Annotated in this window: 23 protein-coding genes, 2 pseudogenes and 1 other annotated feature; of the genes and pseudogenes, 16 read left to right on the forward strand and 9 right to left on the reverse strand. The window is 60.2% G+C overall.

The features are described from left to right. Nucleotides 1-40 precede the first annotated feature (40 nt). Both ACUTSC_RS21330 and rnm read right to left on the reverse strand, forming a co-directional pair. Nucleotides 41-661, reverse strand: a complete 621-nt coding sequence (locus ACUTSC_RS21330) for an L-threonylcarbamoyladenylate synthase (protein ID WP_197767369.1) — start codon at nt 659-661, stop codon at nt 41-43. A 46-nt stretch (nt 662-707) separates the two neighbouring features. Beyond that, the gene (rnm, locus tag ACUTSC_RS21335; RefSeq protein ID WP_197767370.1) at nt 708-1,589 is read right to left on the reverse strand and encodes an RNase RNM; all 882 of its coding nucleotides are present in this window, start codon (nt 1,587-1,589) and stop codon (nt 708-710) included. 252 nt (nt 1,590-1,841) lie between these two features. Then, nucleotides 1,842-1,945, forward strand: a sequence feature (Trp leader region). A 24-nt stretch (nt 1,946-1,969) separates the two neighbouring features. Between rnm and ACUTSC_RS21340 the strand changes: the two genes are divergently transcribed. From ACUTSC_RS21340 to ACUTSC_RS21365, 6 genes and pseudogenes are all read left to right on the forward strand, one after another. Further along, nucleotides 1,970-3,532: an anthranilate synthase component 1 gene (locus tag ACUTSC_RS21340; protein WP_197767371.1), complete on the forward strand. Its 1,563-nt coding sequence runs from the start codon at nt 1,970-1,972 to the stop codon at nt 3,530-3,532. Next, a pseudogene (trpD, locus tag ACUTSC_RS21345) lies at nt 3,532-5,128 on the forward strand (bifunctional anthranilate synthase glutamate amidotransferase component TrpG/anthranilate phosphoribosyltransferase TrpD). The gene ACUTSC_RS21340 and the pseudogene trpD overlap by 1 nt, the downstream one beginning before the upstream one ends. 3 nt (nt 5,129-5,131) lie before the next feature. Further along, complete coding sequence (gene trpCF, locus ACUTSC_RS21350) at nt 5,132-6,493, forward strand: bifunctional indole-3-glycerol-phosphate synthase TrpC/phosphoribosylanthranilate isomerase TrpF (protein WP_197767422.1); 1,362 nt, start codon at nt 5,132-5,134, stop codon at nt 6,491-6,493. A 41-nt stretch (nt 6,494-6,534) separates the two neighbouring features. Then, nucleotides 6,535-7,725, forward strand: coding sequence for a tryptophan synthase subunit beta (trpB, locus tag ACUTSC_RS21355; protein ID WP_033634762.1), 1,191 nt, complete (start codon nt 6,535-6,537; stop codon nt 7,723-7,725). Then, a complete protein-coding gene (trpA, locus tag ACUTSC_RS21360) occupies nt 7,725-8,531 on the forward strand; it encodes a tryptophan synthase subunit alpha (protein WP_142110002.1) in 807 nt (268 codons plus the stop codon). Before trpB ends, trpA begins: the two co-directional genes overlap by 1 nt. A 217-nt stretch (nt 8,532-8,748) precedes the next feature. Beyond that, complete coding sequence (locus ACUTSC_RS21365) at nt 8,749-9,063, forward strand: BON domain-containing protein (RefSeq protein ID WP_025303053.1); 315 nt, start codon at nt 8,749-8,751, stop codon at nt 9,061-9,063. Between the two features lie 44 nt (nt 9,064-9,107). Here ACUTSC_RS21365 and ompW read toward each other — a convergent pair whose 3' ends face one another. Then, on the reverse strand, nt 9,108-9,740 hold the full coding sequence (gene ompW, locus ACUTSC_RS21370) for an outer membrane protein OmpW (protein ID WP_004932076.1): 633 nt from the start codon (nt 9,738-9,740) through the stop codon (nt 9,108-9,110). 286 nt (nt 9,741-10,026) lie between these two features. Between ompW and ACUTSC_RS21375 the strand changes: the two genes are divergently transcribed. Beyond that, entirely contained in the window at nt 10,027-10,467 is a 441-nt protein-coding gene (locus ACUTSC_RS21375; protein WP_197767372.1) for a YkgJ family cysteine cluster protein, read from the forward strand. 34 nt (nt 10,468-10,501) lie between these two features. Then, nucleotides 10,502-11,254, forward strand: coding sequence for a YciC family protein (locus ACUTSC_RS21380; RefSeq protein ID WP_063990052.1), 753 nt, complete (start codon nt 10,502-10,504; stop codon nt 11,252-11,254). Between the two features lie 52 nt (nt 11,255-11,306). Here the strand turns inward: ACUTSC_RS21380 and ACUTSC_RS21385 are convergent, their stop codons facing one another. Then, nucleotides 11,307-13,010 carry a SulP family inorganic anion transporter gene (locus tag ACUTSC_RS21385; protein WP_197767373.1) on the reverse strand — a complete coding sequence of 568 codons (1,704 nt, stop codon included), beginning with the start codon at nt 13,008-13,010 and terminating at the stop codon, nt 11,307-11,309. A 222-nt stretch (nt 13,011-13,232) separates the two neighbouring features. On the opposite strand from ACUTSC_RS21385, the gene ACUTSC_RS21390 reads away from it, so the two are divergent. Both ACUTSC_RS21390 and yciA read left to right on the forward strand, forming a co-directional pair. Next, nucleotides 13,233-13,772, forward strand: coding sequence for a septation protein A (locus tag ACUTSC_RS21390; RefSeq protein ID WP_004932082.1), 540 nt, complete (start codon nt 13,233-13,235; stop codon nt 13,770-13,772). Between the two features lie 76 nt (nt 13,773-13,848). Further along, a complete protein-coding gene (gene yciA, locus ACUTSC_RS21395; RefSeq protein ID WP_004932085.1) occupies nt 13,849-14,277 on the forward strand; it encodes an acyl-CoA thioester hydrolase YciA in 429 nt (142 codons plus the stop codon). A 67-nt stretch (nt 14,278-14,344) separates the two neighbouring features. On the opposite strand, the gene tonB is transcribed toward yciA, so the two are convergent. Together tonB and ACUTSC_RS21405 are read right to left on the reverse strand one after the other, a co-directional pair. Then, a complete protein-coding gene (tonB, locus tag ACUTSC_RS21400; RefSeq protein ID WP_016927510.1) occupies nt 14,345-15,088 on the reverse strand; it encodes a TonB system transport protein TonB in 744 nt (247 codons plus the stop codon). 236 nt (nt 15,089-15,324) lie between these two features. Continuing rightward, nucleotides 15,325-15,978 carry an epoxyqueuosine reductase QueH gene (locus ACUTSC_RS21405; RefSeq protein ID WP_025303057.1) on the reverse strand — a complete coding sequence of 218 codons (654 nt, stop codon included), beginning with the start codon at nt 15,976-15,978 and terminating at the stop codon, nt 15,325-15,327. A gap of 175 nt (nt 15,979-16,153) precedes the next feature. Between ACUTSC_RS21405 and ACUTSC_RS21410 the strand changes: the two genes are divergently transcribed. Beyond that, nucleotides 16,154-16,450 (forward strand): YciI family protein, encoded by a 297-nt coding sequence (locus ACUTSC_RS21410; RefSeq protein WP_197767374.1) that lies wholly within the window; start codon nt 16,154-16,156, stop codon nt 16,448-16,450. A gap of 166 nt (nt 16,451-16,616) precedes the next feature. Then, nucleotides 16,617-17,579: an amidohydrolase family protein gene (locus ACUTSC_RS21415; protein WP_445653545.1), complete on the forward strand. Its 963-nt coding sequence runs from the start codon at nt 16,617-16,619 to the stop codon at nt 17,577-17,579. Nucleotides 17,580-17,591: 12 nt separating this feature from the next. Here ACUTSC_RS21415 and ACUTSC_RS21420 read toward each other — a convergent pair whose 3' ends face one another. After that, nucleotides 17,592-18,458 (reverse strand): LysR substrate-binding domain-containing protein, encoded by an 867-nt coding sequence (locus tag ACUTSC_RS21420; RefSeq protein WP_197767376.1) that lies wholly within the window; start codon nt 18,456-18,458, stop codon nt 17,592-17,594. Nucleotides 18,459-18,550: 92 nt separating this feature from the next. Between ACUTSC_RS21420 and ACUTSC_RS21425 the strand changes: the two are divergent. Further along, nucleotides 18,551-19,396, forward strand: a pseudogene (locus tag ACUTSC_RS21425) (DMT family transporter); the annotation flags it as partial. A gap of 134 nt (nt 19,397-19,530) precedes the next feature. On the opposite strand, the gene ACUTSC_RS21430 reads toward ACUTSC_RS21425, so the two are convergent. Beyond that, nucleotides 19,531-20,532, reverse strand: coding sequence for a LacI family DNA-binding transcriptional regulator (locus ACUTSC_RS21430; protein ID WP_033647592.1), 1,002 nt, complete (start codon nt 20,530-20,532; stop codon nt 19,531-19,533). A gap of 59 nt (nt 20,533-20,591) precedes the next feature. Beyond that, nucleotides 20,592-21,158 carry a D-lyxose/D-mannose family sugar isomerase gene (locus tag ACUTSC_RS21435; protein WP_197767423.1) on the reverse strand — a complete coding sequence of 189 codons (567 nt, stop codon included), beginning with the start codon at nt 21,156-21,158 and terminating at the stop codon, nt 20,592-20,594. 228 nt (nt 21,159-21,386) lie between these two features. On the opposite strand from ACUTSC_RS21435, the gene ACUTSC_RS21440 reads away from it, so the two are divergent. From ACUTSC_RS21440 to ACUTSC_RS21450, 3 genes are read left to right on the forward strand one after another with little or no spacing between them, the layout of a single operon-like run. Further along, nucleotides 21,387-22,421 carry an NAD(P)-dependent alcohol dehydrogenase gene (locus ACUTSC_RS21440; RefSeq protein WP_197773322.1) on the forward strand — a complete coding sequence of 345 codons (1,035 nt, stop codon included), beginning with the start codon at nt 21,387-21,389 and terminating at the stop codon, nt 22,419-22,421. Between the two features lie 4 nt (nt 22,422-22,425). Beyond that, nucleotides 22,426-23,943: a xylulokinase gene (gene xylB, locus ACUTSC_RS21445; protein ID WP_197767377.1), complete on the forward strand. Its 1,518-nt coding sequence runs from the start codon at nt 22,426-22,428 to the stop codon at nt 23,941-23,943. Beyond that, nucleotides 23,940-25,445 (forward strand): sugar ABC transporter ATP-binding protein, encoded by a 1,506-nt coding sequence (locus ACUTSC_RS21450; protein ID WP_443003121.1) that lies wholly within the window; start codon nt 23,940-23,942, stop codon nt 25,443-25,445. Before xylB ends, ACUTSC_RS21450 begins: the two co-directional genes overlap by 4 nt. Nucleotides 25,446-25,447 lie beyond the last annotated feature (2 nt).

Below are 25,447 nucleotides of genomic sequence, written 5' to 3' on the forward strand. Positions count from 1 at the left end.
GCCGATTTTCAGACAATGAGCAAGGTGGCAACCTTTGACATCAGCGGAAAGGCGCCGCGTCGCCCGCCCCTTCGCGCACCACTTCCGGCGAGGATTCGGTCAGATCGATAACCGTAGTCGGCTGTTGGCCGAGGAAGCCGCCGTGGATCACCAGATCGACCACCTTGCCCAGGTGATCGTTGATCTCTTCCGGATCGGATTCGGCAAAGTCATTGCCCGGCAGCATCAGCGTGGTGGACATCATCGGTTCGTTCAGCACCTCCAGCAGCGCCAATGCGATCGGGTTCGACGGCACGCGCAGGCCGATGGTTTTGCGCTTTTCATTCATCAGGCGGCGCGGCACTTCTTTGGTCGCTTTCAGAATGAAGGTGTAGTTGCCCGGCGTATTGTTTTTGATCAGGCGGAACGCCGTATTATCGACGTGCGCATAGGTCGACAACTCGGACAAATCGCGACACATCAGGGTAAAGTTGTGGTTGCCGTCCAACTGACGGATACGGCAAATGCGCTCCATCGCCGCCTTCTCTTCCAGCATGCAACCCAGCGCATAGCCGGAATCGGTGGGATAAACGATCACCCCGCCCTTGCGCAGCACCTCAACCGCCTGGTTAATCAAGCGCGGCTGCGGGTTGTCCGGGTGAATATAAAAAAGCTGACTCATGACTTGCTCCTAAATGATGCTCGCGCGCGTTGCCACGCGCGTAAAATCAGACCGCCTGGCCCGGCTGCGGCCAATCGCGCCACACCGGCTCGACGCCGCCCGGTAGCCACAGCTTGCGCCCCAGTTCGATCCACGAACAAGGCTGATGAAAATCAGAACCTTGCGAGGCCAACAGGCGATAGTCCTGGGCGTATTTCGCCAATTGCGAGCGCTCATGCGGTGCCTGCTGACACTGCGCCACTTCCATGGCGTCGCCACCGTGTTCGGCGAAATGCGCCAGCAAACGTTTCAACCACTTCGCGGTCAGATCGTAACGGCCGGGATGCGCTACCACCGCCTGGCCGCCCGATTGATGAATCGCATCAATGGCTTGTTCTATTGTACACCACTGCGGCGGCACGTAGCCGGTTTTGCCTTTGGCCAGGTATTTCTTGAACACCTGCGCCATGTTGTCCGACACGCCAGTCTCCACCAGGTAACGGGCGAAATGGCCGCGGGTTACCGCGCCGTCGCCCGCCAGCCGCTGGGCGCCGGCATAGGCGTCGGGAATGCGCGCTTTACCCAGGCGCACGCCGATCTCCTGCGCCCGCCGATTGCGACGTTCGGTTTGTTCCGCCAATAGCGCCACCAGCGCCGGGTGCGCGACGTCCATACCCAACCCAACGATATGGATCTCATGATTTTCCCACAGCGTCGAGATTTCCACCCCGTTGACCAACCGCAGCGGCAACGCCTGCTCCGCAATGGCGGCGGCGGCCTCGGCCAAGCCTGCGGTGGTGTCGTGATCGGTGATCGCCAGCACGCCCACGCGCATCTCGACCGCCCGCAGCACCAGCTGCGTCGGCGTCAGATAGCCGTCGGAGGCGGTCGTGTGGCTGTGGAGATCGTACAGAGTAAAAGCGGTGGATGGGGGGTTACTGTCTGTCAAAACGGCTATCCGGCAATGGCTTGGTTTTCTATCATACCCGTTATCGGCGGCCGGACGGAAATCTATTCTGCCCTGACCACAGGCGCCAGGTGGATGATGAATAGAATTCACGCTGACCGCTAAAACATTGTGCAAAAAGAGGGTTGACTTTGCCTTCGTGAACCAGTTAACTAGTACGCAAGTTCACGGCAACAGCCGTGTCGGATGAGCGTTAACAGAGAGAGTCTGCAAATGAACAACTACATTTCTCTTCACGGTTGGTGGCGTACCTCCCTCTTGCGGGCGGTGTAATCGCGCATAGCTGTCATCTGACAATGCAGATTTCCTGAGCCCGCACCTGATGCGGGCTTTTTTATGGACAGAATTCACTGGAACCACCGATGATGAACACCAAACCACAACTGACATTGCTGAAGGCGCAAGCCAGCTACCGGGGCGACCCCACTACTATTTTCCACCAGCTGTGCGGCGCCCGTCCGGCCACCCTGCTGCTGGAATCGGCGGAAATCAACAGCAAACAGAATCTGCAGAGCCTGCTGGTGATCGACAGCGCGCTGCGCATTACCGCACTGGGCCGCACCGTCAGCGTGCAGGCGCTGAGCGCCAACGGCGCGGCGCTGCTGCCGCTGCTGGACGAAGCGCTGCCGCCTGAGGTGCGCAATCAGGCACGCCCCAACGGTCGCGAGCTGACCTTCCCGGCGATCGACGCGGTGCAGGACGAAGATGCCCGCCTGCGCTCACTGTCGGTGTTCGACGCGCTGCGCACGCTGCTGACCCTGGTGGACTCCCCGGCGGACGAGCGCGAAGCCGTGATGCTGGGCGGCCTGTTCGCCTACGATTTGGTCGCCGGGTTCGAGGACCTGCCGGCACTGCGCCAGGATCAACGCTGCCCGGACTTCTGCTTCTATCTGGCGGAAACCCTGCTGGTGCTGGATCACCAACGCGGTACGGCCCGTCTGCAGGCCAGCGTCTTCAGTGAGCAGGCGAGTGAAGCGCAGCGTTTGCAGCAACGTCTGGAACAGCTGCAGGCCGAATTGCAACAAACCCCACAGCCGATCCCGCACCAAACGCTGGAAAACATGCAGCTGAGCTGCAATCAGAGCGACGAAGAGTACGGCGCGGTGGTCAGCGGGCTGCAGGAAGCGATCCGCCAGGGCGAGATTTTCCAGGTGGTGCCGTCGCGCCGCTTCTCCCTGCCGTGCCCGGCGCCGCTGGCGGCCTACCAGACCTTGAAAGACAACAACCCCAGCCCGTATATGTTCTTCATGCAGGATAATGACTTCACCCTGTTCGGCGCTTCGCCGGAGAGCGCGTTGAAATACGACGCAGGCAATCGCCAAATCGAAATCTACCCGATCGCCGGCACTCGCCCGCGCGGCCGCCGTGCCGACGGTTCGCTGGATCTGGATCTCGACAGCCGCATCGAGCTGGAAATGCGCACCGACCACAAAGAGCTGGCCGAGCACCTGATGCTGGTCGATCTGGCGCGCAACGATCTGGCGCGCATCTGCCAGGCCGGCAGCCGCTACGTGGCCGACCTGACCAAGGTGGACCGCTATTCGTTCGTCATGCACCTGGTTTCCCGGGTGGTGGGCACCCTGCGCGCCGATCTCGACGTGCTGCACGCCTACCAGGCCTGCATGAACATGGGCACCCTGAGCGGCGCGCCGAAAGTGCGGGCGATGCAGCTGATCGCCGCCTCCGAAGGCACGCGCCGCGGCAGCTACGGCGGCGCGGTAGGCTACTTCACCGCCACCGGCGATCTGGATACCTGCATCGTCATCCGTTCCGCCTACGTTGAAGACGGCATCGCCACCGTGCAGGCCGGTGCCGGCGTGGTGCTGGATTCCGTCCCGCAGGCGGAAGCCGACGAAACCCGTAATAAAGCCCGTGCCGTGCTGCGCGCCATCGCCACTGCGCACCATGCCAAGGAGGTGTTCTGATGGCCGATATCCTGTTGCTCGACAACGTCGACTCCTTTACCTACAACCTGGTCGATCAGCTGCGCGCCAGCGGCCACCAGGTGGTGATTTACCGTAACCAGATCGCCGCCGAGGTGATCATCGAACGCCTGGAACACATGACCCAGCCGGTGCTGATGCTGTCGCCCGGCCCCGGCACGCCGTCCGAAGCGGGCTGCATGCCGGAGCTGCTGCAGCGCCTGCGCGGCCGGCTGCCGATCATCGGCATCTGCCTCGGTCACCAGGCGATCGTCGAAGCCTACGGCGGCCAGGTCGGCCAGGCGGGCGAGATCCTGCACGGCAAGGCCTCGGCGATTGTTCACGATGGTGAAGGCATGTTCGCCGGCATGGCCAATCCGCTGCCGGTGGCGCGCTACCACTCGCTGGTCGGCAGCAATATCCCGGCCGATCTCACCGTCAACGCCCGTTTCGGCGAGATGGTGATGGCGGTGCGCGACGACCGTCGCCGCGTGTGCGGCTTCCAGTTCCACCCGGAATCGATTCTGACCACCCATGGCGCGCGCCTGCTTGAGCAGACCCTCGCCTGGGCGCTGGCGAAGTAATATAAGGAACACGACGATGCAACCTATTCTTGAGAAACTGTACCGCGCCGAGTCGATGAGCCAGCAGGAAAGCCAACAGCTGTTCAGCGCCATCGTGCGCGGCGAGCTGGAGCCGAGCCAACTGGCGGCGGCGTTGATCAGCATGAAAGTCCGCGGCGAGCGCCCGGAAGAGATCGCCGGCGCCGCCAAAGCGCTGCTGGAAGATGCTCAGCCGTTCCCGCGCCCTGACTACCCGTTCGCCGATATCGTCGGCACCGGCGGCGACGGCACCAACAGCATCAATATTTCCACCGCCAGCGCCTTTGTGGCGGCGGCCTGCGGCGCGAAGATCGCCAAACACGGCAACCGCAGCGTCTCCAGCCGTTCCGGCTCTTCGGATCTGCTGGCGGCGTTCGGCATCCGCCTGGATCTGCCGGCGGAAGAAGCGCGCAAGGCGCTGGACGATCTCGGCGTGTGCTTCCTGTTCGCGCCGCAGTACCACACCGGTTTCCGTCACGCCATGCCGGTGCGCCAGCAGCTGAAAACCCGCACGCTGTTCAACGTGCTGGGTCCGCTGATCAACCCGGCGCGCCCGCCACTGGCGCTGATCGGCGTTTACAGCCCGGAACTGGTGCTGCCGATTGCCGAAACCCTGCGCGTGCTGGGTTATCAACGTGCGGCGGTGGTTCACGGCGGCGGCATGGACGAGGTGGCGATCCACGCCCCGACGCACGTAGCGGAATTGAACAACGGCGAAATCAGCAGCTACCAGCTCACGCCGCAGTCCTTCGGATTGGAAACCTATCCGCTGGAAGCCTTGCTGGGCGGCACGCCGGAAGAAAACCGTGACATTTTGGCGCGGCTGTTACAAGGTAAAGGCGAGCCGGCGCACGCCGCGGCGGTCGCGGCCAACGTCGCGTTGCTTCTGAAGTTATTCGGACATGAAGACCTGCGCCAAAATGCGCGGCAGGCACTGGATATGATCAACAGCGGGCAGGCCTATGAGCGTGTCATCGCACTGGCGGCAAGAGGATAAATGATGCAGGAAACCGTGCTACACAAGATTGTCCGCGACAAAGCGCAATGGATCGCGGCGCGACAAGAGCAACAGCCCCTGGCCGGCTTTCAGAATGACATCGTGCCGAGCGAACGCAGCTTCTATCACGCGCTGCAGGGCACCCGGACGGCTTTCATTCTCGAATGCAAGAAGGCCTCGCCTTCCAAGGGGCTGATTCGCGAGAACTTTGATCCGGTAGAGATCGCCACGGTGTATAAAGATTTCGCTTCGGCGATCTCGGTGCTGACCGACGAGAAATACTTTCAGGGCAGCTTCGATTTCCTGCCGCTGGTCAGTAAAACCGTCAGCCAACCGGTATTGTGCAAAGACTTTATCATCGATCCCTATCAGATTTACCTGGCGCGCTACTATCAGGCCGATGCGATCCTGCTGATGCTGTCGGTGTTGACCGACGAGCAGTACCGCCAACTGGCCGCAGTGGCCCACAGCCTGAATATGGGCGTGCTGACCGAAGTGATCAGTGAAGAAGAGCTGCAGCGCGCGATCGCGCTTGAAGCGCGCGTGGTCGGCATCAACAACCGCGATCTGCGCGATTTGAGCATCGATCTGAACCGCACCCGTCAGCTGGCGCCGCACGTACCGCATGGCGTGACGGTGATCAGCGAATCAGGCATCAACAACTACGGGCAGATCCGCGAGCTGAGCCATTACGCCAACGGCTTCCTGATCGGCAGTGCGTTGATGTCGGAACCCGATCTGCGCGCCGCCGTGCGCCGCGTGATCCTGGGCGACAACAAAGTGTGCGGCCTGACCCGTCCGCAAGACGCCGCCGCCGCCTATCAGGCCGGCGCCATCTACGGCGGGCTAATCTTCGTCGGCCGTTCGCCGCGCTATGTGGACATCACCCGCGCCCGCGAAGTGATCTCCGGCGCGCCGCTGAAGTACGTCGGCGTGTTCTGCGACGCCCAGGTCGATACCGTGGCGTTGACCGTTGAGCGCCTCGGTCTGCATGCGGTGCAATTACACGGCGCGGAAGACCAGGCCTATATCAGCGCCCTGCGCGCCCGCTTGCCGGCCGACTGCCGCATCTGGAAAGCGCTGAGCGTGAAAGATAGAGTGCCGGCGCGCGATCTGCAGCATGTCGACCGTTATCTGCTGGACAACGGCGCCGGCGGCACCGGCCAACGCTTCGACTGGTCGGTATTGCAAGACGAAGATCTGACTAACGTGATGCTGGCGGGCGGCCTGCGCGCCGACAACTGCGTCGAAGCGGCCAAGCTCGGCTGCGCCGGGCTGGACTTCAACTCCGGCGTGGAAAGCGAACCGGGCATCAAAGATCCCGCGCGCCTGGCCTCGGTCTTCCAGACCCTGCGCGCCTACTGAATACGGCTCTATATTAATAACGGATAATAACGGGAACTCTCATGACGCTGCTTAACCCCTACTTCGGCGAATTTGGTGGCCAGTATGTGCCGCAAATTCTGATGCCGGCCCTGAAACAACTGGAAGAAGCCTTTGTCAGCGCTCAGCGCGATCCGGCATTTCAGGCTGAATTTATCGATCTGTTGAAGAACTACGCAGGCCGCCCGACGGCGCTGACGCTGTGCAAAAACCTCACCGCCGGCAGCAACACCAAGCTTTATCTGAAGCGCGAAGATCTGCTGCACGGCGGCGCGCACAAGACCAACCAAGTGCTGGGCCAGGCGTTGCTGGCCAAGCGCATGGGCAAAACCGAGATCATCGCGGAAACCGGCGCCGGCCAGCACGGCGTCGCGTCGGCGCTGGCCTGCGCGCTGCTCGGTCTGAAATGCCGCATCTATATGGGCGCCAAAGACGTTGAGCGCCAGTCGCCGAACGTATTCCGCATGCGGCTGATGGGCGCGGAAGTGATCCCGGTGCACAGCGGCTCCGCCACCCTGAAAGACGCCTGCAACGAAGCGTTGCGCGACTGGTCCGGCAGCTATGAAACCGCCCACTATATGCTCGGCACCGCCGCCGGCCCGCACCCGTATCCCACCATCGTGCGTGAATTCCAGCGCATGATCGGCGAAGAAACCAAAGCTCAGGTGCTGGAGCGCGAAGGCCGCCTGCCGGATGCGGTAATCGCCTGCGTCGGCGGCGGCTCCAACGCCATCGGCATGTTCGCCGACTTTATCGATGACGCCGACGTGGGGCTGATCGGCGTGGAACCCGCCGGTCTGGGCATCGAAACCGGCCAGCACGGCGCGCCGCTGAAGCACGGCCACGTCGGCATCTACTTCGGCATGAAAGCGCCGATGATGCAGACCGCCGAAGGCCAGATTGAAGAGTCCTATTCGATTTCCGCCGGGCTGGACTTCCCGTCCGTCGGGCCGCAGCATGCCTACCTGAACAGTACCGGCCGCGCCGAATACGTGTCGATCACCGACGACGAAGCGCTGGAAGCGTTCAAGGCGCTGTCGCGCCATGAAGGCATCATCCCGGCGCTGGAATCCTCGCACGCCCTGGCGCACGCGCTGAAAATGATCCGTGAAACGCCGCAGAAAGAGCAGATCCTGGTGGTCAACCTGTCCGGCCGCGGCGACAAAGACATATTTACCGTTCACGACATTTTAAAAGCACGGGGAGAAATCTGATGGAACGTTATCAGCAACTGTTCACGCGCCTGGAAAGCAGCAAGGAAGGCGCCTTCGTCCCGTTCGTGACGCTGGGCGATCCTAACCCGGCGCTGTCGCTGCAGATTATCGACACCCTAATCGAAGCCGGCGCGGACGCGCTGGAGCTGGGTATCCCCTTCTCCGATCCGCTGGCGGACGGCCCAACCATCCAAAGCGCGACGCTGCGCGCCTTCGCCGCCGGCGTCACGCCGACCCAGTGCTTCGAGATGCTGGCGGCCATCCGCCAGAAGCACCCGACCATTCCCATCGGCCTGCTGATGTACGCCAACCTGGTGTTCCATAAAGGCATCGATGCGTTTTACCAACGCTGCGCCGAAGTGGGCGTGGATTCGGTGCTGGTCGCCGACGTGCCGTTTGAAGAGTCTGCGCCGTTCCGCGCCGCCGCCGCACGCCACGGTATCGCACCGATCTTCATCTGCCCGCCGAACGCCGATGACGATCTGCTGCGTGAAATCGCCTCGCACGGCCGCGGCTACACCTATCTGCTGTCGCGCGCCGGGGTGACCGGCACCGAAAGCCGGGCGCAGCTGCCGCTGCATCACCTGGTGAACAAGCTGCGCGAGTATCACGCCGCGCCGCCGCTGCAGGGCTTCGGCATCTCCGAACCCGAGCAGGTAAAGGCCGCGCTGCAGGCCGGGGCCGCCGGCGCGATCTCCGGCTCGGCAATCGTCAAAATCATCGAACAGCACCATGCCAACCCGGCGGAGATGCTGACCAGGCTGGCGGCCTTCGCCAGCAGTATGAAGCGCGCCACCCGCGCGTGATCCTCTCCAGCGAGCGCCCCGCCGGCGCTCGCTTTAACAGCTTGTTTCCCCTCAAAGTTTGTTCCATTTATTTACAGCAAAAATTTGAACAAACTCAAGTCTTGTCTCACAATGAAGTTTGTTCGCTATGCATTTCTTCGTTTGATTTGGGGAATGCGCTCGCTGCGGCGAAAAACCGTAGCGAATTTCAACCATAACATTGCATGGAGAGTAATTTATGAAGCTGTTTAAAACCCTTTCAGCCTTGTGCATGGCAGCCGTTGTGGCGGTCGCGGTGAGCGCTTGCGCGCCGACGGCAAAATCAGAGGGAACGGGCGGTTATATCGATGACACCGTAGTCACCACCAAAGTGAAATCGGCACTGTTGGCGGATAAAAACATCAAGTCACGCGAGATCAGCGTGGAAACCTTTAAAGGTCGCGTGCAGCTGAGCGGCTTTGTGACGTCCAGCGATGACGCCAACCGTGCGGTGCAGGTCACACGCGGCGTGGCCGGTGTGAAATCGGTTGAAAACGTAATGCAGATTAAATAATACCGACACAGGGAGGCGCAACGCCTCCCTGATTGCGGCCTTCATCAGAAGCGATAACCCGCCCCGAACATGAACACCCACGGATCCAGACGCGTATCGAAGCTGTGGTGCCCGCCATTCGCATCGTTGAAGCGAGTTTTGGTTTCGATGTTCATCCACCACACCGACATGTTCAGCATCCAGTGCTCATCCAGGTTGTAATCCAGGCCGGCCTGCGCCGCCACACCCCAGGAGTCTTTCAGATCAAGGTTGCTCAACCCGGCGCTTTTGCCGTAGTCGTTGAACTTCTCGTCGAAGAAGGTGGTGTAGTTAACGCCGACACCCAGGTAAGGACGCAGTTTGTCCTGCTTGTCGCCGAAGTAGTATTGCGCCATCAGCGTAGGCGGCAATTGGTGAACGGTCGCCAGATCGGTGCCGCCCAGCGTAACCTTGTGGCGGAATGGCGTTGCGGCCAACAACTCAACGCCGATGTTGTCCGTCACCATGTAACCGAAGGTCAGACCGAGCTGGGTGTTGTTTTTCGCATCCAGCGAACCCAACCCCAGCACGTTGTCCGAACCCGCATTTGGACGCACCGTCGCAGTTCCCGCGCGGAACAGGAAATCACCGGCCTGATGCGCACTTGCCAACATAGGCGCCATCATCGTCGCCAATACCATCAGAGTTGTCTTTTTCATTATCCATTCCATTTGTGTGGTTAATCGCCCGAGGGGGAATATACCTACTTTCGGGTATTTGTGATCCCATCGAGATCACATCTTATGTGTAAAAATTTAAAATCCTACTAAAAACAAGGTTACCTAACCGCCTAATAAATCAAGGATTGATCTGCATCAAAAAATCGATTTTGTTGCAAATTATCTACATGTTCAAATTTCGGTTGCGGAGAAAATTGCGGCTGAGGTAATTTCATTTTCCGTGTTGGTTTTGGTTGGTGCCGTGAGGAGTCGGTGGGCAATCAAGATGAGCGAAATCCTTAATCCCTGTGTCAGCTGCGGCGCATGCTGCGGTTATTTTCGAGTGTCATTCTATTGGGCCGAAGCCGAAGACGGCGGCGGCACCGTTCCCCTTTCCTTAACGGAGCCTTTGACCCCGTTCCTGCGCTGCATGAAGGGGACCAACAGCAAGTCCCCCCGCTGCAACGCGCTGGACGGCGAGATCGGCAAAGCCGTGTCCTGCTCGATCTACCTCAATCGGCCCAGCCCGTGCCGGGAGTTCGATCAGTCCGGTGAAAACGGCCTGCGCAACGAAGCCTGCGATCGCGCTCGCGAACGCTACGGCCTGCCGCCCTTGCCGGTGCCCCTGCCGCTCTCGCTGCCTGAAACGACGATCGTTGAAGAAATAGGCGTAGTGCAATTCGCGGGGTGCCACAGCGGCGTGGAACAGGGTACAATCACCCACTGATTTATCTCTGTTTTCCCGACGCCAAGGAGTCTGCATGCCTATCACGGCCAACGCTTTGTACCGTGACAGTTTTAACTTTTTACGCAACCAACTGGCCAGCATCCTGATGCTGGCGCTGTTGACGGCGTTTATCTCCGTGCTGCTGAATCAGGCCTTCAGCCCCGATGCCGAACAGTTGGCGACGCTCGCTGCCACCACCAGCGATTTCGCTTCGTCTACCGGTATGGGCATTCAAGAAGTGATCCAGCAGATGACGCCGGAACAGCAGATGGTGTTGCTGAAAGTGTCGGCGGCCGCCACCTTCTCCGCGCTGGTCGGCAACGTGCTGCTGGTCGGCGGGATGCTGACGCTGATCCGTCTGGTGTCGCAAGGAGAACGCACCAGCGCCCTGCGCGCGCTCGGCGCCTCGGCGCCCGACCTGCCACGTCTGTTACTGCTGCTGTTTATCTGCACCCTGCTGATCCAGCTCGGCCTGACGCTGTTTGTGGTGCCGGGCGTGCTGATGGCTATCGCCTTCGCGCTGGCGCCGGTGATCGCCTCCGTCGACAAGAAAGGCGTGTTCGCCTCGCTCAAGTTGAGCAGCAAGTTGGCCTTCGCCAATGCGCGCGTGCTGGTGCCGGCGATGATGCTGTGGCTGGCGGCCAAGCTGCTGGTGCTGTTTTTGGTGAGCCACCTGTCGGTGCTGACGCCGAACGTCGCCAGCGTGGTGTTGACCGCGTTGAGCAACCTGGTGTCTGCCCTGCTGCTGATCTACCTGTTCCGCCTGTACATGCTGCTGCGCGGCTAACGCCGACGCAATCAAAACCCAAGGGGCACGCTTCGGCGCGCCCCTTTTTTGTTTACCCCACCGTGGCGGCTTCCGCCTGCTCCTTACTCTGAATCAGCTTCAGCGCCAGATACAGGTCCGGCACCAAAATCAACTCTTTGTCGCGCCCTAAGCGATTGATGCGGAACCAGCGCGTCAGCTCGGTGCGGCGCCCCGCCAGCACCAGCTTAACGTTACGCTGTAACAAGTCACGTTTCAGTTCGTCGATGGCCGCCAGCACGCTGATATCGGCATGGGTAAAACTGGCTACCGCATCCACCACCACCCAGCGCGGCTGGAACGGCGTGCCGTCGACCAAATTGAGAATACGGCGTTTGAAGTACGCCACGTTGAAATAGGTCAGCGGCGAATTGAAGCGATACATCATGACGCCAGGCACCGCCTTCACCCCATTGTTGTTGCCCATGGAATGGATCATGCCTTCGTCGTTGACGCCCAGCAGCTGTTCCGTCGGCCGGAAGACAGTGCGCAGAAACTGCATCAGCCCCAGTAACACCGCCAGCCCGATGCCGCTGATCACCCCCACCAGCAGCACGCTGAGAAAGGTAAACAGCGCCAGGCGGAACGCCTGCGCGTTGCGGCGGCGCAAGATCCAGATACCACGGATGTCCAGCAGCGACCAGGCCGCATACATCAGCACCACGCCCAATCCCGCCACCGGAATAAACTGCAGCGGCGCCATCAGGAACAGCAAGACGAAGGCGATGACCGCGGCGGCGATGACCGACACCAGCTGGCTCTTGCCGCCGTTGGCGTCATTCACCGCGGTGCGTGAATCCGCACCGCTGATGGCGAAACCTTGCGACAGCGCCGAGACGATATTCACCAGCCCTAGCGCCCGAAACTCGGCGTCGGCGTTCACCTCATAACCGTTCTTGGCGGCGAAGCTGCGGGCGGTGAGCATCATGCTGACAAAACTCACCACCGCCAGGTTGAGCGCCGGGATCACCATGTCGCGCAGCAGTCCTGGCTGAAAATCCGGCCACTGGACGATCGGCAACACGCCGCTGAAACCGCCCACCGTCACCACGCCATGCTGCTGCAGACCGCCGGCCCAGGTCACGAACGCCGCCAGCACGATGGCAAACAGCGGCGCCGGCCAGTTAGGCCGCCATTTTTTAAATCCGAGAAGCGTCACCAGCGTCAACAACGACACCGTCATCGTCAGCCAGTCGCTGTGCAGCAGGTTACCGGGCAGCGCGTAGATGCGCTCGATCAGCTGCGCCGGGTGCACCGTGAATCCCAACACCTTGCCGATCTGATCGACGATGATGGTGATCGCCACGCCGTTCAGCAGCCCGCTGAGGATCGGCCGCGACAGCAGATCCGCCAGTGCCCCCAGCTTGAACCGGCTGGCCAGCAGGCACCAGCCGCCCATCATCGCGGTCATCATGATGGTCAGTTGCCAATGGCGTTCCATATTGCCCGCCGCCAGCGGCGTCACCACCGCAGCGATCACCGCGCAGGTGGCGGCGTCGGGCCCGACGATCAGCTGGCGCGACGAGCCGAACAGCGCATAGGCCATCATCGGCAAAATACAGGAATAGAGCCCCACCACCGGGCTGACCCCGGCCAGCTCGGCATAGGCGATGGCCACCGGCAAGGCGACGGCGGCGACGGAAAGGCCGGCGCGAATATCCGGCTTGAGCCAGCTGCGTTGATAGCCCAATAAATGCGTCAAACCCGGCGTCAGGGCCTGGAGAGATTTCCACTGCATGCTTGTTTTCCGCGGTAAATTATCTGGTTATTATGCTACTTACTATGCGGCCTGCGGCCCGCGCTGGCAATGTGCCCGCACTTTCTTGCGTAAGTTTATGCAAATTCCTGCTTTCGCGGCAGAAATCCTCCGGCCAAACGTCGATAATCGGCAACGCCCGGCGGTACACAGAGCTCGCCGAATCCGGTATAGTCGGCCGATGAACAGATGATGGATTGATTTATGAAGCAGTTTCTTGATTTCCTCCCGTTAATTGTCTTTTTCGCTTTTTACAAGCTGTACGACATTTACGTCGCTTCCGGCGCGTTAATTGTCGCCACCGCGCTGGCGCTGGTATTCACCTGGGTGAAATACCGCAAGGTCGAGAAGATGACGCTGATCACCTTCCTGATGGTGCTGGTGTTTGGCACCCTGACGCTGGTGTTCCACAACGATTTGTTCATCAAATGGAAGGTCACGGTGATTTACGCGCTGTTCGCGCTGGCGCTGCTGATCAGTCAGTGGGTGCTCAAAAAACCGCTGGTTCAGCGCATGCTGGGCAAAGAGTTGACGTTGCCGGACAAAGTGTGGAGCAACCTCAACCTGGCCTGGGCGGTCTTCTTCCTGGCCTGCGGCCTGGCGAACATCTATGTCGCCTTCTGGCTGCCGCAAAGCGTCTGGGTCAATTTCAAAGTCTTTGGCCTGACGGTGCTGACGCTGGTCTTCACCCTCCTCAGCGGTATCTATATTTACCGGCACATGCCGGAAGAACAGAAAAAATAGTTACAAAATTGTTAATGCCTGCGGCGCTTGCCGCGGGCAGTATGATGTTATTCCCTCCTTTTAAAAGCAGACTGCTATGACACAACAACGACCTTTACCCAGCGGCGAGCTGGTGCTGCGCACGCTGGCGATGCCGGCCGATACCAATGCCAACGGTGATATTTTCGGCGGCTGGCTGATGTCGCAAATGGATATCGGCGGCGCCATCCAGGCAAAAGAGATCGCCGAAGGGCGCGTGGTGACCGTGCGCGTGGACGGCATGACCTTCCTGAAACCGGTGGCGGTAGGCGATGTGGTTTGCTGCTATGCGCACTGCATCCGTACCGGGCGCAGCTCGATCACCATCAATATCGAAGTGTGGGTCAAGAAAGTCTCCTCCGCCCCGATCGGCCAACGCTACCGGGCGACCGAAGCGGTGTTCACCTATGTGGCGGTCGATGCGGAGGGCAACTCGCGCGCGCTGCCTGAGGGCAAAATGAATTTCCGCGTTGGCTTCGAAGAATAAGCTGACGCTACGCCGCAAATGCAAAAAGGGTCGCCGAGGCGACCCTTTCTTTTGGTATTGACCGAACTCAGTTCAATTCGGTCGTGCCATTCAGCTTGAAGCGGATAGTGACAGTGCGATCTTTCGCTTCTTTGGCTTCATAGCGCCATTTGCGCATCGCCTGCTTCACTTCACGCTCAAACATGTTGCGCGGTTCGGCCGACAAGATACGCACGTTGCTGACGCGCCCGTCGCTGTCGATATCGAACTGTACCCGCACGTTGCCTTCGATCTGCAAGGCCTGGGCCCGCGGCGGATAGAGCGGATTGGCGCGGCTGATCGGCCTTGGCCCGACCTCGCGCGAGTTGCCCTGCACCGGCGCGGCAGGCGCCTGTTTCACCGGCGCTTTATCGATCGGTTTGGCCGGCGAATCGTTGTTGAACGGCGACGGCTCGCGCGGCTCAACCTTCTTCGGCTCCGGTTTCACCTGCTTTTCGACCTTCGGCTTCGGCTTAGGCTTCGGTTTCGGCTTGACCGGCTCCGGCTTCACGATCGCCTTCGGCGGCGGCTCCACGATAGGTTCCGGTTCTGGCTCCGGCTCAGGTTCGACCTGCGGCGGCTCCGGTTCGGCCGGCGCCGGCGGTGGCGGCTCAGCCATCGCGGCGGTGTTGACCATCATGACGCTGATCGGCGCGTCCTCTGGCTTCGGCAGCTCCACCACTTCTTTTACCGAAGCGTAAAGCAATCCCGCCACCAGGGCGCTGTGCAGGCCTACGGACAAGACGAAAGGCACGGATATACGGCGATTAAGGAACATCTTTTTTAGCGGCATAATGATTCTGTTTCCTCTGGTTCGCCAAGTTTAAATGCAAATAGCAATCATATTCAATAACGAAAGGCAAACTATCGCTTTAATCGTCAGTCTGCGCGGCTAAAACCAGCAAACTCATAAGGATATTAACCTCACCGTTGCTTTTTTATCGCCGGAACAACACGCTTGGTTAACGTTTGGCCGGGCGTCAAAAAATAAAAAACCCGCCGTAGCGGGTTGATTGCGATGATTAAGCGTTATTCTTCATCGCCATAGTAAAGCACGCCCAGCTTAATCAGCGGCCGCCCTTGCGCCTTGCGGTGCAGGTTGGTGTCGCGCAGCGAATAGACGCAGCCGCAGTATTCCTGCTGATAGAAGCGCTCGCGTTTGCTGATCTCTATCATGCGCGACGAACCGCCCTTCTTGCGCCAGTTGTAATCCCAGTACACCAGATCGGGATATTTTTCCGCCGCCCGGATGCCGCAGTCGGTGATCTGCTGCATGTTCTTCCAGCGCGAAATACCCAGCGAGCTGGAAATGGTGTCGTAACCGTGCTCATGCGCATACAGCGCCGTGCGCTCAAAACGCATGTCAAAACACATGGTGCAACGAATGCCGCGCTCCGGCTCATTCTCCATCCCCTTGGCGCGGGCGAACCAGTTGTCGGTGTCGTAATCGGCATCGATGATCGGCACCCCGTGCTGCTCGGCGAAGCGGATGTTCTCTTCCTTGCGCAGCAGATACTCTTTTTGCGGGTGAATGTTGGGGTTATAGAAGAAAATGGCGTACTCGATCCCGGAGGCCTGGATCGCTTCCATCACCTCGCCGGAACAGGGCGCGCAGCAAGAGTGCAGCAGCAGTTTACTTTTGCCCGCCGGCAAATCGAGTTTTTCCCTTACCAGTTCCGTCATATCCTCACCTCAATGGCATATCAGTTTAAGCGCGCCGCACTATACGAATAAAAGGTAGCGGCTTCAAGGCATAAGCGCCAATCCGCCGGGAAATTCGCCGCGCACCGTTCCCCTGCCGCGCCTTTTGCGCTACCTTGGTAGCACCGTTTTATAGCCATGATTTTAAAGGTGAAACATGCTTTATCTGATCTACGCGCAAGACGTCCCCAACTCGCTGGAAAATCGCTTGGCGGTGCGCCCGGCACATCTGGCGCGCCTGCAGGCGCTGCGCGACGCCGGCCGCCTGGTGGTCGCCGGCCCTAACCCGGCCATCGACAGCAACGATCCCGGCGCCGCCGGCTTTACCGGTTCGACGGTGATCGCCGAATTCGAGTCGCTGGCAGAAGCTCAGTCCTGGGCGCAGCAGGATCCTTATATCGCCGCCGGCGTCTACGCCGACGTGACGGTGAAACCGTTCAAACAGGTGTTCTGACCTGCTGCACGCGGCCTGATCGGGAACGGCACGCCGTTCCCGGATCAATGCGTGCTCTCGCCCTAACCCGTCGGTAGAAAAAGTGCCCTCCCTCCAGGGGCTGTCGCGTCGCCCGCCTATACTCTCCTGAACCCGCGGCATCGCCGCGAACTCCGGAGATCGACCAATGCGACTCGACGTACACGCTCACCTGTGGAGCACAGAGTATCTGGATCTTTTGCAAACGCATGGCGTGCACGAAGTCGGCGCCTATCGGCAATTGGGCGCCGGCCGCACCGAGCGCGAACTCGACGCGCGCTTCGCCCTGCTGGATCGCGCCGGCATCGACATGCAAATCCTGTCGGCGACGCCGCTGTCGCCGCATCTGGAAGACGAGCAGGCGGCCGTTGATGCCGCGCGCCGGATCAATGATGAATATGCGGAGCTGGTAGCGCGTTATCCCACCCGCTTTCGGGCTATCGCTTCTTTGCCGCTGCCGCATATCGACGCGGCGTTACGCGAGCTTGAAAGGGCCTTTACCCAGCTCGACATGCTGGGCGCCTGCATCACCACCTCAGTGCTCGGGCTGTCTATCGCCAACCCGCTGTTCGAGGCGCTCTATCAGGAACTCAACCGCCGCCGCAGCGTGTTGGCCATTCATCCCGCCGGCCGCGGCGCGCACTCGCCGCTGATCGCCGACTACGCCTTGACCTGGTCGATCGGCGCGCCGATCGAAGACACGGTCGCCGCCATGCACTTTATCCTCAACGGCATCCCCCAACGCTTTCCGGAGATGAAAATCATTGTGCCGCACCTGGGCGGCCTGCTGCCGATGACGCTGGAACGCCTCGACCAAACCGTCGCGTGGGAGGCGCCGAATACGCCGGAACCCCCAAGCCGCGCCGCCCTGCGCATGTGGTACGACACGGTAGGCCACGATCAGGTGCCCGCGTTGCAAGCGGCGGCAGCGACTTTCGGCACTGGGCGGCTGCTGTTCGGCACCGATTTTCCGTTCCAGCCAGGCGAACTGTTTCAAACCACGGTGGACTACATCCGGCGCGCGGGTTTGCCTGAGGAAGACGTGAACGCCATTTTGGATCGCAATGCGGCAGCGCTGTTTGGGTTGCAGGATGTGAAGCGGCCCTCCTAGGTTTGGCCACGTTTACTGCACGATGTGTTCGCCGCCCTGAAAATACTCGCCGATGACTTTCTCCAGCATCGTCGTCGCGGGCTCGCCGTCGGCGGCGAAAGATCGCAGCAGTTGCACCTCATACGGCGCGACCGGTGGCAACTCTTCGAGTATCCGCATCGCACCAGAGAGTCGAGCCCGATCGAGCAACGTGACGGCTAACCCCGCCTCTACGCAAGAGGCCACCACGCTGGCCGAAGGACTGCTTAAAATGACCCGCCATGGCCGCCCCGCGGCCGTCAACGCCTCGAGCATCGCTTCGCGATAAGGGCAATCGGCGGCATGCAACGCCAGCGGCAGCGGCCGGTTAGCCTGCAGCGCCAGCGAACGGCCTCCGGCCCACACCGGCGCAGTCATCGCAAGTGGTGTCTGGCACTGTCTCCCCGAGGGTTGAACCGCCAGCGCGAGATGCAGCCGATTACGGCCAATTTGTTCCACCAACGCCTGGCTGGCGGCGGTAGAGACCTCCAGCTCCACCGCGGGAAAACTGTCGGCAAACCGCGGCAAAATATGGCGTATCACATGAGAAGCGTACTCATCGGGCAATCCCAATTTAATATGGCCGCTCAGCGGCGCGCCCTGCAGCTCCCGCAGAATATCGTCATGGGCGTTCAGCAGCCCGAGCGTCGAGGCCAGCAGCCTGTTTCCCAGCGGCGTCAACGCCACGGACTGATTGTCTCGCTCCAGCAGGCGCCCGCCAGCCAGCTGTTCCAGGCGCTGGATATGCACGCTCACGGCGGCGGGGCTGCGATTGACAAATGCCGCCGCCGCGCGAAATTGCCCCAAACGCGCAATGGCGTGAAAAGTGCGCAAGAGATCGATATCCAATGTCGGCCGCATGATTTAACTCCACTAAACAACTAAACAAAAATTATTCGATTTATTAAATTATAGCCACTCACTACCATCGGGCGGAAAAGGAGGTGACCACCATGTCCCTGCCACAATTCCGCCCCTCTTCCCACTGCGGCAAACATCGCGGCAAAGCCGCCCTCTGGCTGGCTGCGGCTGAGGTCTTGTTGATCGTAGCCTGGAGCTCCGGCTTCGTCGGCATCCGCTTCGCCGCCGATTACGCGCCGGTGTTGCTGGTGGCGTTCTGGCGCTGCATCATGGTCGCGTTCGCGCTGCTGCCGTTTAGTCTGAACGCAATAAGGCGCGCATCTCCGCTGACGATAGCTGTTCACGCCGGGATCGGGTTGCTCGCCATGACCGGTTACCTGACCGGCGTCAGCAAAGGCATTGAATATGGCGTGCCGGCCGGGCTGGCCGCGCTCATCGCCGATTTGCTCCCTCTCGGCACGGCACTGCTCAGCATGCTGTTGCAGCGCCGCCTGCCCGATGGTCGCGTCTGGTTCGGGTTAACATTGGGGGTTAGCGGGGTAACGCTGGCGACCGGCAGCGCCATCTCATGGGGAAACGCCCCAATGTGGAGCTACTTGTTGCCTCTGGCGGGGATGCTGTCGCTGGCGCTGGCGACGCTGTGGCAGCAACGGCTGCCGCAGACGCAGGCAATGAGTTTGCCGGCCGCGCTGGGCATACAAAGCGCGGTTTCAGCACTGGCTTTCGCCGCGATGGCCGGCGCTGAAGGCCCGTTGCTGCCAACCATGACGACGGGCTTTGTGATCGGCGTGCTTTGGACCGCGCTACTGGCGACGCTGGGCGGCTACGGTCTGTACTGGTTTTGTTTAAGGCTCACCTCTGCGCTGCGCGTGACGAGCCTGCTGTTTCTCAGTCCCTTCGTCACTTTCTGCTGGGCATGGTTAATGTTCGATGAGCCCCTTTCCTGGCCGATGCTGCTGGGCGCGGCGGCCGCAGGAAGCGGTTTGTGGTTGCTAATCCGTCCCGCCGGGGGGATGAGCCGTAAACGGCGCAACGCGCTAAAAAATGACGGGTCAAGCGAACGGCGCCGCCGCTACGCGATGAGTTTTCCTCGCACCACCACCTTGCCCGGTTTGATCTCGGGGTCGGCAATACGACGGATCGCCAGATTCAACGCTTGCCAGGCGATCTCTTGCAAATCGTGCGACACGCAGGGGAAATGAAAACCGTAGATCTCGGCATGCGAAACCTCATCGATGCTGAACAGCGCCACGTCCTGCATCAACGGCAGCCGATGCTCGATGCAGGCCTTGATAATGCCCAGGGAGATCTGGTTATTGCAGCCGACGAAAAAGTCCGGCGCGCGGTTATTGGCCAGCCATCGGCTCGTCTCTTGCCAGGCGACATCCATAAAGAAATCGGCATACAGCACTTCAAGCGACGCCACCTTGCCTTGTAATGCCGCTTGCAAGCCAGTTACCCTGTCACGCGCGACGTTGGAGTTTTCCGGCCCGGAGACCACCACCACCCGCTGCGCCTTCTGTTCCAGCAGCCAGCGCCCCGCCTGGAGGCCGCAGTCCAGGTTATCGATATACACCCCGCTGCAGTGGCGATTATCCAGCTCCCGGTCGATCAGCACCACCGGGATATTCAATGTTTCCAACCGTTTTAGATAGGAAGGCTGGTACAGATGATCGTTGGAAATGACCGAGAGAATGATCGCATCGACGTTGTAGCCAATCAGTTTGTCGATGATTCTGTCTTCGCTTTCCTGAGACTCATAGGAGTCGAACACCAGGGTGTCATACCCCATTTTTTGCGCTTCAAGCGTCATCAAGCGTGTCAGGCCGCCAAAGAACGGGTTGGCCATATCAGGGTTGACGATGCCGATGGTTCTGCTGCTTTTCGCACGCAGGTTGCGCGCCGCGGCATTGACCACATAACCGAGTTCGGCAGCGGTCTCCCGAATGCGGCGCAGCGTTTCCGGATGAACCTTGTCCGGCTGTGAAAATGCCCGCGACGCGGTGATTTTACTGACGTTTGCCTGTGCGGCCACGCTAGCCAGCGTCGCTTTCCGTCCTCGACCCACTGCCAAATGCAGCTCCTTAGCTTAGAGTATCATTTTGTACCATTGACAACATCATGACAGAACTTTCATCGTGGTGCTAATGGTTTACGCCCTGCCAGGCGGTTAATCCGGGGATCGGTAAAGATATCCAGCTCGTCACGGCTCTCGGAAGAGAACTCGGACACAACCGCCCCCCGCTTTCCAGCCTGAAACCAGTGCCGGGTATTGGGCGCGATGGTGTATTGTTCGCCAGGCCGCAGGAGGATATAGCGATTGCAGGTATACCACGGCTCCGCGCCCTCTGGCACCCGGCATACCGGTTGGCCGCCGGCGTCATTAAGCGTCAGGTTTTCATCATCGACAAACAGAAACACCTCTCCCCAACGGCAGCGGAACGTCTCTTGCTTGCCGGGCGTACCGGCGAAAGGAGGATGCAAATGTTCCGGGCAGGTTTGCCCCGGAAACAGCACCAACTCTTTCGCACAATACCGCGGTGAGTTGACGTAGGTCAGCAGCTGCAGCCCTGACACGGGATAGTCATCCAGACCAAACGTGGCAATTTCAATACGTTGCTGTTCTTCTTCGGTCAAAACAATGTCCGCCTCGCGCAAATATTCCAGCGTAGCGGCTATGGCACCTTGTTGTTTGTTCATCATTTCCCCTGCAAAGTAACGGTATCGATATCAGCATGCTGATATTAAAACCGTCATTGCCCCGCCGATTTTGTGATCGCTATCCCCATATTGAATAACAACCCACCAGCGAAATTAACCCCCGTCGAGTAATTCCAACATTGATCACAGTTTAGCCACTCGCTTTGGCTCACTATCGCCGCATTGAAATGATACCGTTACCATAAAAATGATTCACCAGGAGGCAATATGAAAGCATTAGTGTTGGCCAAAGCGGGGGAAATCGCTATCGAGGACGTCCAGCTTGCCGAAACGCTGGGGCCCGATGATGTACAGATAAAAATTCATTCCGTAGGCATCTGCGGCAGTGATGTGCACTATTACCAGCATGGCCGCATTGGCCCATTCGTGGTTAACGCCCCGATGGTGCTCGGTCATGAAGCCTCCGGCGTGGTGCTCGCGACAGGTAAAAACGTCACTCACCTCAGCGTCGGCGATCGCGTTTGCATGGAGCCCGGCATTCCCGATCTCAACTCGGCGCAGACGCGCGCCGGTATTTACAACCTTGACCCGGCCGTTCGCTTCTGGGCGACGCCGCCGGTGCACGGCTGCCTGCGCGAAACCGTCATCCACCCTGCCGCCTTCACGTTCAAATTGCCGGACAACGTCAGTTTCGCTGAGGGCGCCATGGTGGAACCCTTAGCCATCGGCATGCAAGCGGCCACCAAAGCCGGGATCAAACCCGGCGATATCGCCCTGGTGATCGGCGCCGGGCCGATCGGCGTGGTCACCGCCCTCGCGGCGCTGGCGGGCGGCTGCTCGGACGTCATTATTTGCGACCTGTTTGACGAGAAACTCGCCGTAGCGGCCAGTTACGAGGGGCTGCACGCCGTCAATATCAAAACCGGCGACCTGGCAGGGAAAGTGGCCGCGCTCACCAGCGGCAATGGCGCCGATGTCGTATTTGAATGCAGCGGCGCAAAACCGGCTATCGCAACGCTGGCCGAACATGCGGCGCCAGGGGCGACCGCGGTGTTGGTCGGTATGCCGATCGATGCCGCGCCGATGGATATCGTCGCCGCGCAGGCCAAGGAAATCACCTTCAAGACCATTTTCCGCTACGCCAACATGTACCCGCGCACGCTGAGGCTGTTGAGCAGCGGCAAGTTGCGCGTCCAACCGTTGATAAGCCAAACCTACAAGTTCTCCGACAGCGTGGCCGCCTTCGAGCGCGCGGCGGCAGGACATGCCTCAGACATCAAAATCATGCTGGAGATGGAGTAATCCTATGACGCTCTATGCTGGCATAGACTGCGGTACGCAAGGCACGAAAGTCGTGATTGTCGACAGCACACAGGGCGCGATCCTCGGTGAGGGCAATGCCCCTCACCGTCTCATCAGCCAAGCCAATGGCCGGCGCGAACAAGAGGCCGACTGGTGGATTGAGGCGTTAGTCATCGCTTTTCGCCAAGCCGTGACTAACGCCGGCGTTGATGCGCGGGAGATTCATGCTCTGGGGGTCTCTGGCCAACAACATGGGTTTGTGCCGTTGGACGCAGACGGTAACGTGCTGCACAGCGTCAAGCTGTGGTGCGATACCGAAACCGCGGAAGAAAACGAACGGCTCCTGCAACAGCTCGGCGGGGCCAACGGCTCGCTGGAAACACTCGGCCTGCGGATCGCCACCGGCTATACCGCGTCAAAAATCCTTTGGTTCAAGACGCACCATCCGGCGTTGTGGGCACAACTGCACACCGTGCTGCTGCCCCATGACTACTTGAACTTCTGGCTGACCGGGGAGCGCGTAGCGGAATATGGCGACGCTTCCGGCACCGGGTTGTTCGATGTGCGCACCCGTCGCTGGAGCAAAACCGCCGTCGATCTCATCGACGACAGCGGCCGCCTGTGGCATGCCCTGCCGCCGCTCAAAAGCGCGGACTGCTGCATCGGCACGGTGCGCCCCGCCGCGGCGGAAAAACTCGGCCTCGGCCCGGCAGTTCGGGTCTCGACCGGCGGCGGCGACAACATGATGGCGGCCATCGGTTCCGGCAACATCGAGGCCGGCACCCTCACCCTGAGCCTGGGCACCTCCGGCACGCTGTTCGCCTGGTCCGCCGCCCCCGTCACGGCGGAATCGGACATGATTGCCGGCTTCTGCTCCAGCACCAACGGGTGGCTGCCCTTGATTTGCACCATGAATGTCACCTCGGCCACCACTGCGGTACAAACGCTGCTGAACGAAGACCTTGCCGGCTTTAACGGTTTATTGGCGCAGGCCTCGCCCGGCGCAGGCGGTGTCGAGATGCTGCCGTTCTTCAACGGCGAACGCGTTCCGCCGCTGCCCCACGCGCGCGCCAGCCTGCATAACCTCGATAGCGACAACTTTACCCGCGCCAATCTTTGCCTGGCGGTGGTCGAAAGCGCCACCTACGGCCTGCGCTACGGCATCGAGCTGTTTCGCCGTCAGGGCATCGAAGCGCGCGAGATCCGCCTCACCGGCGGCGGCGCCCGCAGCGCCGCCTGGCGACAAATCGTCGCGGACGTAATGGGGTGCCCGGTGGTCTGTCTGAAAGCCAAAGAGACCGCCGCGCTGGGCGGCGCCGTTCAGGCGATGTGGGCGACGATGTTGGCCGACGATCCGCGCCGGAACGCCGGCGCGTTGCTGGCCGAACTGTGCCAACGCTTCGTTGCGCTGGATGAGGCCACGCGCACACGGCCAAACGCCGGCAGACGGGCGCAATACGAAACGCTTTATCAACGGTACCTGCAACGCTTGCAGCAGACCTACCCGGAGGTGCAACTGTGACGCGAGATCCCCATACGCCAGCGCCCGCCTATCTGCTGGAGGTCAGCGGCGTCAGGAAAGCCTTTGGCCCGGTCGTGGCGCTGAAGAATGCGGAGTTTTGCCTGCGGCGCGGATCCATCCATGCCCTGTGCGGCGGCAACGGCGCGGGTAAATCCACCTTTCTCAGCATTCTGATGGGCTTTATTCAACCCGATGGCGGCGACATTTTTATCAATGGTCAACGCTGCGAATTTCATCATCCTCGGGAAGCCCTCAATGCCGGCATCGCCATCGTGCAGCAGGAACTGAGCGCGATCCCGGATCTGACGGTGGCCGAAAACATTTGGCTGGGCCGCGAGCCGAGACGCCTGGGGTTCGTGGATTTCGCAACGCTCAATCAGCGCACGACCCGCCTGCTTGAAGAGCTTGATTTCAAGATCGACGCCCGAGAAAAAATGCGCAACCTGAGCGTCGCCGAGCAGCAGCTGGTCGAGATCGCCAAGGCGCTGTCGCATGCCAATGCCGACATCATCATCATGGATGAACCCACCTCGGCGATTGGCGAAGAGGATGCGCAAAAAATCTTTCAGACGCTTCAGCAACTGGCGGCAAAAGGTAAAGGCATTATCTACGTCTCTCACCGTTTGTCAGAGATATTCCAAATTGCGGACAGCTACACCATCTTCCGCGACGGCGCTTATATCCATGAAGGCTATATCGCCGACATCACCCGTGAGCAGCTGATCGAACACATTATTGGCGGCGAGTACGACAGCGAGTTCGCCAAATTCAATCAGCCCGGCGAAGAGGTCTTGCTGGAGGTCAACAACCTGTGTTGGCGCAGCAAGATAAAAGATATCAGCCTGCAACTGAAGCACGGAGAGATCCTGGGCATCTATGGGCTGGTGGGCTCGGGCCGCAGCGAGTTTCTCGATCTTATCTTCGGCATTCAGCATGCCGACAGCGGCACGATTCGCTTGGGTGACAAGACGTTGAACCGCCATTCTCCGCGCAAGGCCATCGACAGCGGCATTGCCTACGTGACGGAAGATCGCAAGGAAACCGGCCTGGTGCTGTGCCGTTCCGTCAGTGAAAACATCAATATCGCCTCTTTTGCCGCCATCAGCCGGATGGGGTTTGTCAGCGAGAAACGGGAGCAGGCGCGGACCCGCGACATGATCCAGCGCTTCAACGTTAAAACCCACGATGGCGAACAGCCGGTGGGCAACCTGAGCGGCGGCAACCAGCAAAAGGTCGTGCTGGGCCGTTGGGCGCTGCTGGATCCGGAGGTTTTGCTGCTCGACGAGCCGACGCGCGGTATCGACGTTGGGGCCAAGAAAGAGATCTATCGATTTATGTCGGAGTTCGCCCTGCAAAACAAAGGGATCATTATGGTTTCCTCCGAGCTTTCGGAAATTATCGGCATGAGCGATCGCATATTGGTGTTTCGTGATGGGCAGTTGGCCGGCGAGCTTTCGGCAGCCGATGCGACCCAGGCAGCACTGATGAAACTTGCGGTTTAACA

The sequence above is a fragment of the Serratia sp. TSA_105.2 genome (assembly GCF_052692115.1).

Excerpts from the sequence above, each read along its gene's own strand:
- ACUTSC_RS21330 (WP_197767369.1), bottom strand. The coding sequence starts at position 661 with ATGAGTCAGCTTTTTTATATTCACCCGGACAACCCGCAGCCGCGCTTG.
- ACUTSC_RS21340 (WP_197767371.1), top strand. The coding sequence starts at position 1,970 with ATGATGAACACCAAACCACAACTGACATTGCTGAAGGCGCAAGCCAGC.
- trpCF (WP_197767422.1), top strand. The coding sequence starts at position 5,132 with ATGCAGGAAACCGTGCTACACAAGATTGTCCGCGACAAAGCGCAATGG.
- trpB (WP_033634762.1), top strand. The coding sequence starts at position 6,535 with ATGACGCTGCTTAACCCCTACTTCGGCGAATTTGGTGGCCAGTATGTG.
- trpA (WP_142110002.1), top strand. The coding sequence starts at position 7,725 with ATGGAACGTTATCAGCAACTGTTCACGCGCCTGGAAAGCAGCAAGGAA.
- ACUTSC_RS21365 (WP_025303053.1), top strand. The coding sequence starts at position 8,749 with ATGAAGCTGTTTAAAACCCTTTCAGCCTTGTGCATGGCAGCCGTTGTG.
- ompW (WP_004932076.1), bottom strand. The coding sequence starts at position 9,740 with ATGAAAAAGACAACTCTGATGGTATTGGCGACGATGATGGCGCCTATG.
- ACUTSC_RS21375 (WP_197767372.1), top strand. The coding sequence starts at position 10,027 with ATGAGCGAAATCCTTAATCCCTGTGTCAGCTGCGGCGCATGCTGCGGT.
- ACUTSC_RS21380 (WP_063990052.1), top strand. The coding sequence starts at position 10,502 with ATGCCTATCACGGCCAACGCTTTGTACCGTGACAGTTTTAACTTTTTA.
- ACUTSC_RS21385 (WP_197767373.1), bottom strand. The coding sequence starts at position 13,010 with ATGCAGTGGAAATCTCTCCAGGCCCTGACGCCGGGTTTGACGCATTTA.
- ACUTSC_RS21390 (WP_004932082.1), top strand. The coding sequence starts at position 13,233 with ATGAAGCAGTTTCTTGATTTCCTCCCGTTAATTGTCTTTTTCGCTTTT.
- yciA (WP_004932085.1), top strand. The coding sequence starts at position 13,849 with ATGACACAACAACGACCTTTACCCAGCGGCGAGCTGGTGCTGCGCACG.
- tonB (WP_016927510.1), bottom strand. The coding sequence starts at position 15,088 with ATGCCGCTAAAAAAGATGTTCCTTAATCGCCGTATATCCGTGCCTTTC.
- ACUTSC_RS21405 (WP_025303057.1), bottom strand. The coding sequence starts at position 15,978 with ATGACGGAACTGGTAAGGGAAAAACTCGATTTGCCGGCGGGCAAAAGT.
- ACUTSC_RS21410 (WP_197767374.1), top strand. The coding sequence starts at position 16,154 with ATGCTTTATCTGATCTACGCGCAAGACGTCCCCAACTCGCTGGAAAAT.
- ACUTSC_RS21415 (WP_445653545.1), top strand. The coding sequence starts at position 16,617 with ATGCGACTCGACGTACACGCTCACCTGTGGAGCACAGAGTATCTGGAT.
- ACUTSC_RS21420 (WP_197767376.1), bottom strand. The coding sequence starts at position 18,458 with ATGCGGCCGACATTGGATATCGATCTCTTGCGCACTTTTCACGCCATT.
- ACUTSC_RS21435 (WP_197767423.1), bottom strand. The coding sequence starts at position 21,158 with ATGAACAAACAACAAGGTGCCATAGCCGCTACGCTGGAATATTTGCGC.
- ACUTSC_RS21440 (WP_197773322.1), top strand. The coding sequence starts at position 21,387 with ATGAAAGCATTAGTGTTGGCCAAAGCGGGGGAAATCGCTATCGAGGAC.
- xylB (WP_197767377.1), top strand. The coding sequence starts at position 22,426 with ATGACGCTCTATGCTGGCATAGACTGCGGTACGCAAGGCACGAAAGTC.